This window comes from Pontibacter rugosus (assembly GCF_042678745.1).
GTDB lineage: Bacteria > Bacteroidota > Bacteroidia > Cytophagales > Hymenobacteraceae > Pontibacter > Pontibacter rugosus.
In genome coordinates this window covers 1-12,244 of sequence record NZ_JBHTLD010000161.1, presented here as the reverse complement: position 1 = coordinate 12,244, position 12,244 = coordinate 1, and the positions used below count along the sequence as shown (strand labels likewise).

At 48.3% G+C, this 12,244-nt stretch carries 16 protein-coding genes; 10 read left to right on the top strand and 6 right to left on the bottom strand.

The features are described 5' to 3' along the window. A partial coding sequence (gene pdhA / locus ACFQ2O_RS15665; RefSeq protein ID WP_377529664.1) for a pyruvate dehydrogenase (acetyl-transferring) E1 component subunit alpha occupies nucleotides 1-1,042 on the bottom strand: 1,042 nt, incomplete at its 3' end. Nucleotides 1,043-1,174: 132 nt separating this feature from the next. On the opposite strand from pdhA, the gene recF reads away from it, so the two are divergent. The 6 genes from recF (at nucleotide 1,175) to bla (ending at nucleotide 6,798) form a co-directional block, all read left to right on the top strand. Continuing rightward, complete coding sequence (gene recF / locus ACFQ2O_RS15660) at nucleotides 1,175-2,287, top strand: DNA replication/repair protein RecF (RefSeq protein WP_377529661.1); 1,113 nt, start codon at nucleotides 1,175-1,177, stop codon at nucleotides 2,285-2,287. Nucleotides 2,288-2,346: 59 nt separating this feature from the next. Next, the gene (locus tag ACFQ2O_RS15655; RefSeq protein ID WP_377529654.1) at nucleotides 2,347-2,916 is read left to right on the top strand and encodes a hypothetical protein; all 570 of its coding nucleotides are present in this window, start codon (nucleotides 2,347-2,349) and stop codon (nucleotides 2,914-2,916) included. Between the two features lie 57 nt (nucleotides 2,917-2,973). Next, nucleotides 2,974-3,297: a DUF721 domain-containing protein gene (locus ACFQ2O_RS15650; protein WP_377529651.1), complete on the top strand. Its 324-nt coding sequence runs from the start codon at nucleotides 2,974-2,976 to the stop codon at nucleotides 3,295-3,297. A 54-nt stretch (nucleotides 3,298-3,351) separates the two neighbouring features. Continuing rightward, nucleotides 3,352-3,909, top strand: a complete 558-nt coding sequence (locus ACFQ2O_RS15645) for an acyl-CoA thioesterase (RefSeq protein ID WP_377529648.1) — start codon at nucleotides 3,352-3,354, stop codon at nucleotides 3,907-3,909. Nucleotides 3,910-4,664: 755 nt separating this feature from the next. Then, on the top strand, nucleotides 4,665-6,047 hold the full coding sequence (locus tag ACFQ2O_RS15640) for a M28 family peptidase (protein ID WP_377529645.1): 1,383 nt from the start codon (nucleotides 4,665-4,667) through the stop codon (nucleotides 6,045-6,047). 22 nt (nucleotides 6,048-6,069) lie between these two features. Continuing rightward, nucleotides 6,070-6,798 (top strand): subclass B1 metallo-beta-lactamase, encoded by a 729-nt coding sequence (gene bla, locus ACFQ2O_RS15635; RefSeq protein ID WP_377529642.1) that lies wholly within the window; start codon nucleotides 6,070-6,072, stop codon nucleotides 6,796-6,798. 67 nt (nucleotides 6,799-6,865) lie between these two features. On the opposite strand, the gene ACFQ2O_RS15630 is transcribed toward bla, so the two are convergent. From ACFQ2O_RS15630 to ACFQ2O_RS15620, 3 genes are all read right to left on the bottom strand, one after another. Beyond that, a complete protein-coding gene (locus ACFQ2O_RS15630; RefSeq protein ID WP_377529640.1) occupies nucleotides 6,866-7,132 on the bottom strand; it encodes a hypothetical protein in 267 nt (88 codons plus the stop codon). Nucleotides 7,133-7,255: 123 nt separating this feature from the next. Continuing rightward, nucleotides 7,256-7,981 (bottom strand): head GIN domain-containing protein, encoded by a 726-nt coding sequence (locus tag ACFQ2O_RS15625; protein ID WP_377529637.1) that lies wholly within the window; start codon nucleotides 7,979-7,981, stop codon nucleotides 7,256-7,258. 139 nt (nucleotides 7,982-8,120) lie between these two features. Continuing rightward, nucleotides 8,121-8,486 (bottom strand): magnesium citrate secondary transporter, encoded by a 366-nt coding sequence (locus tag ACFQ2O_RS15620; protein ID WP_377529632.1) that lies wholly within the window; start codon nucleotides 8,484-8,486, stop codon nucleotides 8,121-8,123. A gap of 171 nt (nucleotides 8,487-8,657) precedes the next feature. On the opposite strand from ACFQ2O_RS15620, the gene ACFQ2O_RS15615 reads away from it, so the two are divergent. The 4 genes from ACFQ2O_RS15615 (at nucleotide 8,658) to ACFQ2O_RS15600 (ending at nucleotide 11,818) form a co-directional block, all read left to right on the top strand. Next, entirely contained in the window at nucleotides 8,658-9,554 is an 897-nt protein-coding gene (locus ACFQ2O_RS15615) for an alpha/beta fold hydrolase (protein ID WP_377529628.1), read from the top strand. A gap of 36 nt (nucleotides 9,555-9,590) precedes the next feature. Beyond that, nucleotides 9,591-9,974 (top strand): hypothetical protein, encoded by a 384-nt coding sequence (locus tag ACFQ2O_RS15610; protein ID WP_377529623.1) that lies wholly within the window; start codon nucleotides 9,591-9,593, stop codon nucleotides 9,972-9,974. A gap of 66 nt (nucleotides 9,975-10,040) precedes the next feature. Continuing rightward, on the top strand, nucleotides 10,041-11,090 hold the full coding sequence (locus ACFQ2O_RS15605; protein WP_377529618.1) for a sensor histidine kinase: 1,050 nt from the start codon (nucleotides 10,041-10,043) through the stop codon (nucleotides 11,088-11,090). Between the two features lie 2 nt (nucleotides 11,091-11,092). Next, the gene (locus ACFQ2O_RS15600; RefSeq protein ID WP_377529615.1) at nucleotides 11,093-11,818 is read left to right on the top strand and encodes a LytR/AlgR family response regulator transcription factor; all 726 of its coding nucleotides are present in this window, start codon (nucleotides 11,093-11,095) and stop codon (nucleotides 11,816-11,818) included. A 4-nt stretch (nucleotides 11,819-11,822) separates the two neighbouring features. Here ACFQ2O_RS15600 and ACFQ2O_RS15595 read toward each other — a convergent pair whose 3' ends face one another. Beyond that, nucleotides 11,823-12,023 (bottom strand): zinc-ribbon domain-containing protein, encoded by a 201-nt coding sequence (locus ACFQ2O_RS15595; RefSeq protein WP_377529612.1) that lies wholly within the window; start codon nucleotides 12,021-12,023, stop codon nucleotides 11,823-11,825. Nucleotides 12,024-12,060: 37 nt separating this feature from the next. Continuing rightward, nucleotides 12,061-12,244, bottom strand: a 184-nt coding sequence (locus ACFQ2O_RS15590) for a hypothetical protein (RefSeq protein ID WP_377529608.1), incomplete at its 5' end; no start/stop codon positions are given.

Genomic DNA, 12,244 nt, shown 5'->3' with positions numbered 1-12,244 from the left:
CCATTATGAATGGATAATCGCTTTCTATGTAGATATCTGTATAAAGCTCGCTCGGGTCTGGATATGGAGATTCTTCAGCGAACGTAACTGATTGTGCCACGCGCTCTTTTATTTTCTCATCAATCTCATCCAGTTCTTCTTCTGTTGCCCAGCCGTTTTTCAAAATAGTAGCTTTCACAGATTCGATTGAGTCGCGGCCTTTGTAATCTTCCAGCTCTTCTTTGGTTCTATACTTAGCCGGGTCAGACATAGAGTGCCCTTTGTAGCGGTAAGTTCTGAACTCAAGCAGGGTTGGGCCTTCTCCGGCGCGGGCACGCTCAGCGGCTCTTGCCACAGCTTCGTGCACAAGCTCTACTTCCATGGCATCAACCGGCTCAGAAGGAATATCGTAGCTTTCGCCCAATGTATAAAGCTCCACCACGTTAGACGTACGCTGTACCGAAGTACCCATCGCGTAACCGTTGTTTTCGATCACAAAGATAACTGGCAGCTTCCAGGTCATGGCCATGTTCAGGGCCTCGTGGAAAGCACCCTGGCGCACAGCACCGTCACCCATGTAGCAGATACAAACTTTGCCAGTCTTGTTATACTTCTCAGCAAAGGCGATACCTGCGCCAAGCGGCACCTGCGCACCCACTATACCGTGGCCACCCATAAAGCCGACTTCTTTATCGAAAATGTGCATAGAGCCACCTTTGCCTTTAGAGCAACCTGTCGCCTTTGCAAATAACTCCGCCATAATAGCGTCAGGGCTTGTGCCTAATGCCAACGGGTGAGCGTGGTCGCGGTAAGCAGTAATCCACTTATCGCCTTTCTCCAGTGCTGAAGCAGCACCTGCTGCACAGGCTTCCTGGCCGATGTACAGGTGGCAGAAACCTTTGATTTTCTGCTGTCCGTACAGCTGTCCTGATTTCTCTTCAAAGCGGCGCATGAGCTTCATCGACTCATACCACTCCATGTATGTTTCCTTTGAAAACTTTGGCTCAGCCTGTACCTTTGCTTTCGCCGACTTCGCTTTTGCCTTATCTTTCGTATCAGCCATGAGTAATAGTCTTGCGTTTTTAAGATGTCCGTTTTATAGCTGAAGGCTTTAACCCTCTAGTGCTGCGGCAAATATAACCGCAAACGGTTTATCATGCGAAATTAAGGAAAAAGATATCAAAGTAGAAACTAAATGCTCCTCGAAAATCTAAGTTTGCTGTTTTTCAAGAACTACGAAGAGGCCGCGCTGGTTTTTTCGGAGCATATCAACTGTTTTATTGGCGACAACGGCAGCGGAAAAACTAATCTGCTAGATGCTATACATTACCTCTCCATGACCAAAAGTGCCTTTCCGGGCACTGACCTGCAAAGTATAAAACAAGGCGAGGATTTCTTTATGGTGAAGGGCCGCTTTGAGGTGGCTGGCGATAAACACACGGTGCAGGTAAGCCTGAAGCAAGGGCAGAAAAAGACTGTAACGCACAATAAAGCGCCTTACGACAAGATGAGCGACCATATCGGGCGCTTTCCGGTGGTCCTGATTTCACCTTATGACACGGATCTGATCCGGGAGGGCAGCGAGGAGCGCCGCAAGTACTTCGACAGCCTCATCTCACAGCTTAACCACACGTACCTGGAGCAGCTAATACAGTATAACCATGTGCTGAAGCAGCGCAACTCGCTTTTAAAGCAGTTTGCCGAGCGCCGCTACTTCGACGGCGATTACCTGCACATACTGAACGAGCAGCTGGTGCCCTTTGGAGAGCAGCTGGCACAAGAGCGGCAGGCTTTTCTGCAGGAGTTTGTGCCAATTTTTCAAAAACATTACCGCCACATTTCAGATAGCAGCGAAGAAGTTACGCTTACCTATAAGTGCCAGCTGGAAGGCAATGACTTTGCGCAGAAGCTGCAACAGGCCGAGCGAAAAGACCTGGCGCTGCAACGCACCACCGTTGGCCCGCATAAAGATGACTTTGTATTTCTGATGGATGGCAATCCTGTGAAAAGCTTTGGCTCGCAGGGGCAGCAAAAGAGTTATGTGATAGCCCTGAAGCTGGCGCACTTCGAGGTAATGGACCAGCGGCAGCACCACAAGCCCCTGCTCCTGCTTGACGACATCTTTGATCGACTGGATGAGAAACGCATCACCAAGCTCATGCAAATGGTAGCCGCCCATACCTTCGGCCAGATTTTCCTGACCGACACGCACCTCGAAAGAACCGATAAAATACTCGAAGGCCTCTCAGAAAGTATCCGTAGATTTGATGTGAAGGAGGGAACAGTAAAGGTGATTGGACAGCTCTGATTGCTGCTGCTGCCAACCCAAGCGCGTACCTGATTTATACTTGCACAACTACCTACCCTATGAACAAACTATTAATCACCTTCACTTTCCTACTGCTTACTAGTTGGAGCATTTGTTACGGGCAAGAGTTCTCGAAGAGTAGCTTGAAGTATGCAACAGGCATTGGTGCTTCTATGGGGAAAAATGCAGAAGGGCTTGGTCTCGTATTTTCGGTAGGTTACCAAAGAGAAATATGGAAAGATCGGCTTCGGTTAAATCCCAACATGAGTTTTGGCTATTACAGCGGAAAGGGAATATCAGATGCGCCAGACGTTTATTTTAACTCGGTTAGCTTGCAAACGAACCTATATGTTGACGCTGTTAGATTTAAAGCCTTTTCGCTGGTATTAGGTACTGGAGCATTAGTAAATAACTCCCGGGGGTTGAAAGGAACAGGTGGCGACCCAGGTAGATCCAGTTCAGTATACATAAACGATGTGCATGCAGGCGGATACTTTGGGGCAGGATTCAGGATCAGCCCACCAGGTAAAAGAATAGCATTAGAGTTGATGCCTATAAATATTAATACAGACACCCAGGATTTTTTAGAAGCTAATTTTAGAATTGGGCTGGATGTAAAACTCAATTAGCACCAGTTATTCAACCTAGCAGCATCCAATCACACACACTTATTTAACATTAAAAACGTGCGCTACTACAAGAAGAAAGAGGCGATTGACAGACGCAAAGCCGACATCCAACCGATTGGGGAGAGCCTGAAGGCACTGATGCAGGCCTACCGTATTGATGGAAAGCTAAGTGAGGTGCAGTTGGTGCAGAACTGGGAGAAAATCATGGGCAAGCCTATTGCCCTGAAAACGCAGCAGCTATACTTCAAAGACGGAAAACTTTTCGTAAAACTTACCTCTGCCCCGCTCAAGCACGAGCTAAATATGTCTAAAAGTAAAGTAATTAACCTTCTGAATATTGAAGCAGGCCGTGAGGTAGTGAAGGATGTGATCTTCTTGTAAGGTAACGGAGCTACTCTAAATGAAGTATATGCCTTCTGAACCCTATTTTAAACCATGACCGACACACAGAATTACCGCACCGTTTCATACTCACAGACTACCCTTACAGAGCTGATGATCCCGAGCTATGCTAACTTCGGCGGTAAAATTCACGGTGGCATCCTGCTCTCGCTGATGGATAAGGTAGCCTACGCCTGCTCGGCTAAGCACGCAGGCAATTACTGCGTTACTGTAACGGTGGAGGGGGTTCATTTTCTGCAACCGGTAGAGGTTGGTGAGCTTGTATCACTGAAGGCCTCCATAAATTATGTGGGCAACACTTCGCTCATGGTGGGCATCCGTGTGATTGCTGAAAACGTGAAGACAGGAAAAATAAAGCATACCAACACCTCTTACTTTACCATGGTAGCCAAAGGTGATGATGACAAACCTGCCCAAGTGCCCGGCCTTACGCTGGAAACACGTGAAGATGCCCGCCGCTTTCTGGAGGCCATTCGGCGCAGAGAACTTTCACAGCGCTACCAAACCGAACTTGCCAATTCTAAAACAAGGTTGAGCGTAGAAACTGAACTGCACAAGCTGCAAGACTATCGCTGCCAAATCGCATTTTGAGAAGTCTGAATCAGGGTTCACTGGATTAAAAGATAGACAGGATTGGGGGCTGTCATTGCTATGTAGCTGCTTTATCCAACCATCCCTGCCCCTCCTTATCTAAGGTGGGGAGTCTGTATTAAGTGTTCTTCAGGCATAAGTTTCATAGTTTGTGCTATTCAGTTGAACCCACCCCTAACCCCTCCAAGGAGGGGAGTTTCTGCTGTTGCTAGTCATCAAGTATAAATTCTATAGGTAGAGACTTTGCAGTAACACCTCCCTACCCTCCTGAAGGAAGAAATTGTGCTGAAGCGGAAGGAAGAAGTAATGTTCCAAAGCAAAAGCATTAGCTATCAGAATCAGTCCCAGTCCTTAGGTTGAGCGCTCCAAAGCATAAGGTGAAACAATAGACATATGGGAGCTGGAGGATAAGCAGAAACTAGAAAAGATAGTCTAATTGAAGATCCAAAGAGCAGTGGCTATGCAAGTATAACTGCAACAAGTATGGCCGAGGCTACAATCGACACGAGCTGCAAATTCGCGCCAGCAGGTATGGCTGCCAATAAAAAAGTATGTCTTTTCAAGCCAGTCGAGTTGCAAACTCGACATCATAGTAGGACACAAGTCTGAAGACTTGCGCCATAAAGGGCGGATACCTGCGCTATGATTGTAAAAGACTACGTACAAGTACCTCAGCCACTATCTAACTGCTAAACGCCCATTTCTCCCATATACTTTGTAACTTGTAACATCAATCGCACACCTAACACCTACAGATGACCTTAAAACCTAACCTAAAAACATTGCTGGCGCTACTGCTGCTGGCTGGATCACCTTTAGTCACTCCTACCGAAAGTATAGCCCAAGAGGTAGTTCGCCAGGATGATGAGATTAAGAAAATGGTGAACGAGATCTCCGCCAAGAACCTGGAAGAGTTAGTTACCAAGATGGTAAGCTTCGGCACACGCCATACCCTGAGCACCACTACCAGCAAAAAAGAGGGCATTGGCGCTGCCCGCGAGTGGGTAAAGTCGGAGTTTGAGAAATATGCCAAAGCCTCTGATGGCCGCATGACCGTGGAGATGGACCGCTTTGTAGTACCTGCCGACGGACGCCGTGTGCCAAAAGACACTGAGATGGCAAACGTAATGGCTATTCTGAAGGGCACTGACCCAAATGACAGCCGTGTTATTATAGTGGGCGGCCACCTGGACTCCAGAGCCACTGACGTGATGGATGCGAAAAGCAAAGCTCCAGGCGCTAACGATGATGCCTCTGGCGTAGCGATGGTAATGGAAATGGCACGTGTCATGGCTTCCAAGAAATTCCCAGCTACCCTTATTTTCGTGGCATTCCAGGGAGAGGAACAAGGGCTGTACGGCTCTACCCACTTAGCAGAGCGTGCTAAAAAAGAAAACTGGAACCTGATTGCCATGCAGAACAACGACATTGTAGGCAACTCTTTCTCTGCCGAAACCGGCCTGCATGATAATACCAAAGTCCGCATCTTTAGCGAAGGCACGCCAGCCAACGAAACAGAAGAGCAGGCACGCCTGCGCAAGACACTCGGTTCAGAAAACGACAGCCCAAGCCGCAACCTGGCCCGCTACATGGAGCTGGTTGGCGAGAAGTATGTAGATCAGATGGACGTAGTGCTGGTACACCGCACCGACCGCTTCCTGCGTGGCGGCGACCACACGCCATTCAACCGACAAGGTTATACAGCTGTGCGTATGAGTGAGATGAACGAAGACTTTGATCACCAGCACCAGGACGTACGCAAAGAAAACGGTGTGCAGTACGGTGACTTGGTGGAGTACATGGATTTTGAATACCTCCGTAAAAATACAGGCGTGAATCTGGCAAGTATGGCTAGCTTGGGTTGGGCACCAGCCGCCCCAGAGAAAGTTGGCGTACTCACCTCTGCCCTCACCAATAAAACAGACCTGCAGTGGCAGGCACCAGCCAAAGGCGCAAAACCGGCAGGCTACTACGTACTGATGCGCGAAACAAGCAGTTCGAACTGGGAAAAGCGCTTCTACGTGACTGATACTAAAGCTACGCTGCCTTACTCTAAAGACAACTACTTCTTTGCTGTGCAATCGGTAGATAAGGACGGACATGCAAGTTTGCCGGTACTTCCTGCTCCGGTTCGCTAAGTATAAATTTGCTCCACTAGATATGAAGCGGTTGCTGCCATCTATTCTTTGCCTGTTGCTCCTGTTGCCTGCTTATACTTTGTGGGCACAGGTGCCAGGTTTGCAGGTTACGAAGATAGCGCCTCATGTGTACATCCATACCACTTATAATGAATTTGGCGGAGTGCTATACCCGTCACATGGCATGGTTGTTTCTACAAAGGATGGTGTGGTCTTGATAGACACAGGCTGGGGAAACGAGCCGACAAGGGAGCTTCTGACCTGGGTAAAAATCAATTTAAAGCAGCCTGTAAGGCTATGCGTGGCTACGCATTGGCATGAAGATAAAATGGGTGGCATAAAGGCCTTACAGGAGCAAGGTATACCATTAATCACCTCTGAGCTTACGGCTATACTTGCAACCGAGAACAAGAAGGGCACGCCAGACATAACGTTTGCTACCGACACCACTTTTACAATTGGCAAAGAGCAGTTTGAGGTGCACTACCCCGGTGGTGGCCATACCGCAGATAACGTGGTGGTATACTTGCCGCAGCAAAAGATCTTGTTCGGGGGATGCCTGGTAAAGGACCTGCAGGCTAAGAATCTCGGCAATATTGCTGATGCTGACCTCAGAAGCTGGCCTACAACCATCAAGAAGCTGCAGCAGCGGTACCCGAAAGCAAAGGTAGTGGTGCCCAGCCATGGCCCATGGGGCGATAAATCTTTGCTCAGCCATACCTTGGTGCTACTGCAAGCGCAGGAGAAATAGTACTGAAACAGATAAAAAGAGAGCGGCCCTGCCAGTGTTATACTAGCAGGGCCGCTCTCTTTTATACTTAGTCTCGGTTGACTAACTTATTGAATACGCCATTCGGGTCGTGGAGCAGGGCCAGTTTATTGTTGTCGAATTCTTTGAAGAACTCGTCCCAGCTTATCTCTTCAAAGCTGTCGTCGCTGTTGCTCTTCTCCGGGAAATGGATGCGCAGCACCCCTTCTCCGCCGCCATCGTTTTCTGTTCCTTTTATAATACTAGGCACGCCGCCATGCTCTTCTGCCCACTTTTGAATTTCTTTATGATTTGTTGTTTTCTTAGAGTCGCTCATAGCTTTACTTATTAGTTTGTTTTCTGCAGTTAAACTATACGGGCAGGCAGAGCTAAAGGATAGGTAACAAAAAAGCAGCCCCTTAAACAAAGGCTGCTTCTCTTGTATGATGTGTGTATTCTCTTACAACCTGGAAACCCGTGCCGCCGCCGATACATCAGAAGTTATACTTGGGCTGCCTTTATAGTATACCACAGAAGCTCCGGAAGCGTTAATATCAAGCGTTTTATTGGCATACACCTTTACGTTGCTGGCACCGCTGGCCTGCACCCTCACCTCATTTGCCTCTAGCGCTGTAGCATCTACTTTCGAGGCACCGGACATCCCCATTGTCATCACGTCTGTTTTACCAGTCAGTTCTACCTTACTGGCACCACTCATATCAGCCTTAATTTCTTTTGTATCAACAGTGAGTTTTACACTAGAGCCACCGCTCATGTCAATTTTAAGAGAGGGAGATTTGAAGGTAGAGTTACCCACTACTTTTACACCACCGCTGATATCAATGCTTTTCAGGTCCTTCAGCGTTATGTAGGCTTTCATACTTTTACTACTACTCAGGCTCTTATCATTATAGATATGCAGCACACCGTTACGTACCTCTGTTTTAATGTTATCCAGCAGATTTTCTTCTGCCTCCAGACGCACCCCCTCGTTACTGCCTTGGGTAACTTCCACCATAAAGCCACCACTTACATCAATCCCGCTGATACCCGACACATTTCTGTTTTGCGTAGCAATCTTACCATTGCCACGAAGGCTTTGAGCTACTACAGCAGGTGTATTCATCAGCAAAAAAGCCAAGGCAAAAATGGCTAATGCGGCAGACTGTAATTTTTTGATTCTCATAGTATGTTTGGTTAGTGACTTTATATATCAGCAGCTCTGTTGGCTGCCTCTCTAAACTAATAGATGCAGTAGAAACAGAAAGGTTGCTTGTGCCATTAAAATTATTTAACGCACCTTAAGGTAATTAAGTATGAGGCATTTAAATCTGCTTTCTAGCTAGTGGCTTGTTCATCGCCAACTGAAAAAAAACCGCCCCGGCTGCATAGGCTGCAATGTCCCATAAGTCGGCGGTATACTTGGTGTGCAGCAATGGCAGCAGGCCTTCAAACATAACACTAAATAACAACACGGCCAGCCAAGTATAGCGCCACGGAAGTATAAAACCAGGTTTTCTGAAGTACGCACGCTCAGCGGCCAGTGCAATAGTAAGCGTGAGAGGCAGCACCAGCAGGTCATCGAGGTGCGTGTGCAGCGGCCAAATGTATACCTGGTTCAACTCCAGCACCTGGTTAGCTGCCGCAAGTATAAAGGAAAGTATAAAAAGGGGGTTTAGGAGCGTCTGCATCAGGCTATATCTGCCAAGGTTTTTATTATGGACCACTCCTGTTTCTTTTTTTTTTACCACTCGTCATATCTTACAACCACTCATCACATTTCGCTGGACAGAAGCCTTGCTACGGCGCTATACTTGCACAGTAAATCAACCACAAGGTAAACCATTAGTCAAAATAAAATTATGAAAAACCTTATCAAAACCTCCGCTGCAAGTATACTGATGCTCCTGCTGGTGCTCATGCAGGCACAAGCTTCTCCAAAGTATACGCCTACCGCCTTCAAAGTAGAAGTAACTGGCAAAGGCAAACCCGTTATCCTGATTCCGGGTCTCTCCTGCTCCGGCGAGGTATGGAAGGAGACAATAGACCGCTACAAAAAAGACCACCAGTTGCACGTGCTTACCTTGGCAGGCTTTGCTGGCCAACCTGCTATCAAAACAGACAACTTTCTGGAAACCGTTCGCCTGGACCTGGCTAAATATATCCGTGAGAACAACATCAAAAAGCCAATGATAATAGGCCACAGCTTAGGCGGTTACTTAGGCATATGGCTTAGCGCCAAAGAGCCTGATTTAGTTAGCTCGCTGGTGGTGGTGGATGCGGCTCCGTTTTTGCCTGCACTTATCTCGCCTGTAGCCACCCCTGAAACCATGAAACCCATGGCTGCGCAAATGCGCCAAAGTATACTTAGCCAAACACCGGAGCAACTGCGCCAGTCTCAGCCACAAGTGCTTAAGATGATGATCTCAGACGAGGCTAGAATAGCGCAGGCACTGGAGTGGAACCTTGCCTCTGACGCACCTACTGTAGCTCAGGCAATGTATGAGCTTTACACCCAGGACCTTCGCCCGGAGATGGCCAGCATAAAGGCACCTGCCATGTTTGTAGCTGCCTGGGTTGCTTATAAAGACTACGGCACCACGCACGAAACCACTAAAGCTAACTACACCGCACAGCTTGCCAAGCTGCCAAGTTATGAGCTTGTCATCAACGACAAAGCCAAGCACTTTATCATGTGGGACGACCAGGAAGGTTTCTTCGCAGCCCTTGATGGTTTTATGGCTAAAACAGGCAAATAGAAGCCTTACTGCAAGTATATGTATACTCAATTTATAATGACAGCCAGGGCCGTAAGTATGGCCGTTGCAGGAGTAAGTCTGCTTTTCCTTCCGCAGGAAATTCAGGCTTATTTCCATACTGCTCCTACGGCCACACTTACACTGGTTTTGCAGCTGATGGGTGCTTTATACTTTGCAGCAGCAGCCACTAACTGGATGGCCAAAGGCAGCCTGATTGGCGGCATCTACAACCGCCCTATCGTTGTCGGTAATCTGGCCCACTTCTTTAGCGGCGCGGCCATACTTGTAAAAGTAGCTTCCTCTACCACGTCTGTTGCCATTTTGTGCCTGAGCATACTTTACCTCATTTTTGCCCTCTGCTTTGCGCACCTGCTCTTCAGACATCCGTTACCGCAACAAAAACAGACAGTTACTCTATAGCAGGCATGCTTTAATTCAATTTTTATACTTATTTTAGTAAACGCTCAAACGGCCGCATTCTACATCATGAGAAACTCAAAAGCATACTGGATTTGCCAGCTTTCGGGCTGGGGCCTGTACGGACTTTTTAGCCTGATTATTTCCGGGATATTTCAGGGTGCAAGCGCCCTAAATTTAAAGCTGCTGCAGTTTAACGCGCTTTTTGCTGGTCTGATGGTACTGTTCACGCACCTGTTGCGCCTACACCTAAAGCGGCGACAGTGGCTTTCACTACCGTTATCGGGGCTACTGCTACGCCTGCTACCTGCCCTGTTGCTCCTGGCTATAGTATCGCAGTTGGTTATGTGGCTGGCCATGGTCTATGTAGTGCATCTGTATACGATGGAGCAAACCAGTTTTGCGGCTTACTGGGGCTATGTGTTCTACTGTTACATTATCCTGCTGCTCTGGGCCTCGCTTTATGTATCGGTCTCTTTGTTCAGGCAGCGCCAGCAGCAGGCAATAGATCGCTGGAAACTGGAGGCCTCCTTAAAAGAAACGGAGCTGCAGGCACTGCGCACCCAGATTAACCCGCACTTCATGTTTAACAGCCTCAACAACATTCGCTCGCTGGTCTGCGAAGACCCGGAAAAGGCCCGGCAGATGATCACAAACCTGTCAGAGCTGCTGCGCTATGGTCTGCAGTATACCCAACAGGAGCGTGTGCCGCTGGCGCGTGAGTTGGAGGTGGTAGAGAGTTATTTGCTTTTGGAATCGGTGCAGCTAGAGGAGCGGCTGGTCTATACTTTTGAAGTGGACGAGGAGGTTCTGCAGGTGGAGGTGCCACCTATGTCGGTGCAGCTGCTGGTGGAGAACGCCATCAAACACGGTATTTCGCGGTTGCCGCAGGGTGGCACCATCTACATAAAAGCACATGTGCAGGAAGGGCAGCTACAGATAGAGGTGGTGAACACAGGCCAGTTGGCAGCAGAGCCTAAGCCAGATACAGGCATAGGTTTAAATAACGCATCTGAAAGGCTGCGCCTGCTCTTTGGCCGCTCTACGCTGCAACTACTCAACAAAACACCCGACACCGTATCAGCTTCCTTTGCTGTACCCCTGGCTTTACAAGTATAAGTATGAGAGCACTTATTGTTGATGATTCGCGCCTTGCCCGTAACGAACTGCGCCGCCTGCTGCAGGAGCACCCACACATCCAAATAGCCGGCGAGTCGCAGAATGCTGAAGAAGCCCTGCAGCTAATAGAGCAGCTACAGCCGGACGTGCTCTTCCTGGATATCCAGATGCCCGGCAAGAACGGTTTTGAGCTGCTGGAGCAGCTGGAACAGGTGCCACAGGTTATCTTTACCACCGCCTACGATGCCTACGCCATCAAAGCCTTTGAGTACAACGCCCTCGATTACCTGCTAAAGCCCATACAACCACAGCGCCTGCAAACTGCTTTAGATAAGCTGGAGGAGCAGCAGCAGAACAGCAGCAAAAGCAATCAGGAACAGCCCCGCGAATACCTGCAGGAGCATGATCAGGTGTTTGTAAAAGACGGTGAGAAATGTTGGTTTGTAAAGCTGTCAGAGATACGCCTGCTGGAGGTGTGCGGTAACTACACGCGCGTATACTTTGAGGAAGAGAAACCCCTGATCCAGCGCACGCTTAACTACATGGAGCAACGCCTCGACCCAAAGGTTTTCTTTAGAGCCAGCCGCCAGCACATCATCAACCTGAAACAGGTGAAGCGCATTGAGCCTTGGTTCAGCGGAAGCTTAAAGCTGTGCCTACAGAATGGCGAAGAAGTAGAAGTATCGCGCAGACAGGCGCAGCGGTTTAAGGAATTGATGAGCTTTTAGCAGCTTATACGGCTACTAAACCTATAGCCAGCATAATGCTGCCCAGTATGAGCAGGAAAATCTCTGTTGGCGTAAGGTTCTTCATCCATTTAGAACGGGGTGTAGAAAGCAGCTGGCCGCAATTGGGGCATTGTTTTGTTTTGCGAGGCACTTCGGCGCCACAATTAGGACAGATTTTAATTTTTGGGTTCTCAGGTTCGGCCATGTCTGTTATTTATGAAAGGCTATGGCTATACCACCCTTTACTCCAGTACTGGTTTTATAAGTTTGCTTAACACTATGCCTATAACGAACAGAAGCACGGGCGCTGTTAAATGCAACAGATTAAAGTTAGCTCCTTCTCGCAGAAAATGCATAAGCAACGCCAGCATACAGATGCTAATGGCAGTAACATAAGGCTTGAATAGATCAGGCATAGGCAAAAAT

Coding starts and splice junctions, on each gene's coding strand:
- ACFQ2O_RS15625 (WP_377529637.1), bottom strand. CDS start 7,981: ATGAGAATCAAAAAATTACAGTCTGCCGCATTAGCCATTTTTGCCTTG.
- ACFQ2O_RS15655 (WP_377529654.1), top strand. CDS start 2,347: ATGAACAAACTATTAATCACCTTCACTTTCCTACTGCTTACTAGTTGG.
- ACFQ2O_RS15615 (WP_377529628.1), top strand. CDS start 8,658: ATGAAAAACCTTATCAAAACCTCCGCTGCAAGTATACTGATGCTCCTG.
- ACFQ2O_RS15600 (WP_377529615.1), top strand. CDS start 11,093: ATGAGAGCACTTATTGTTGATGATTCGCGCCTTGCCCGTAACGAACTG.
- ACFQ2O_RS15640 (WP_377529645.1), top strand. CDS start 4,665: ATGACCTTAAAACCTAACCTAAAAACATTGCTGGCGCTACTGCTGCTG.
- recF (WP_377529661.1), top strand. CDS start 1,175: ATGCTCCTCGAAAATCTAAGTTTGCTGTTTTTCAAGAACTACGAAGAG.
- ACFQ2O_RS15610 (WP_377529623.1), top strand. CDS start 9,591: ATGACAGCCAGGGCCGTAAGTATGGCCGTTGCAGGAGTAAGTCTGCTT.
- ACFQ2O_RS15595 (WP_377529612.1), bottom strand. CDS start 12,023: ATGGCCGAACCTGAGAACCCAAAAATTAAAATCTGTCCTAATTGTGGC.
- bla (WP_377529642.1), top strand. CDS start 6,070: ATGAAGCGGTTGCTGCCATCTATTCTTTGCCTGTTGCTCCTGTTGCCT.
- ACFQ2O_RS15630 (WP_377529640.1), bottom strand. CDS start 7,132: ATGAGCGACTCTAAGAAAACAACAAATCATAAAGAAATTCAAAAGTGG.
- ACFQ2O_RS15605 (WP_377529618.1), top strand. CDS start 10,041: ATGAGAAACTCAAAAGCATACTGGATTTGCCAGCTTTCGGGCTGGGGC.
- ACFQ2O_RS15620 (WP_377529632.1), bottom strand. CDS start 8,486: ATGCAGACGCTCCTAAACCCCCTTTTTATACTTTCCTTTATACTTGCG.
- ACFQ2O_RS15645 (WP_377529648.1), top strand. CDS start 3,352: ATGACCGACACACAGAATTACCGCACCGTTTCATACTCACAGACTACC.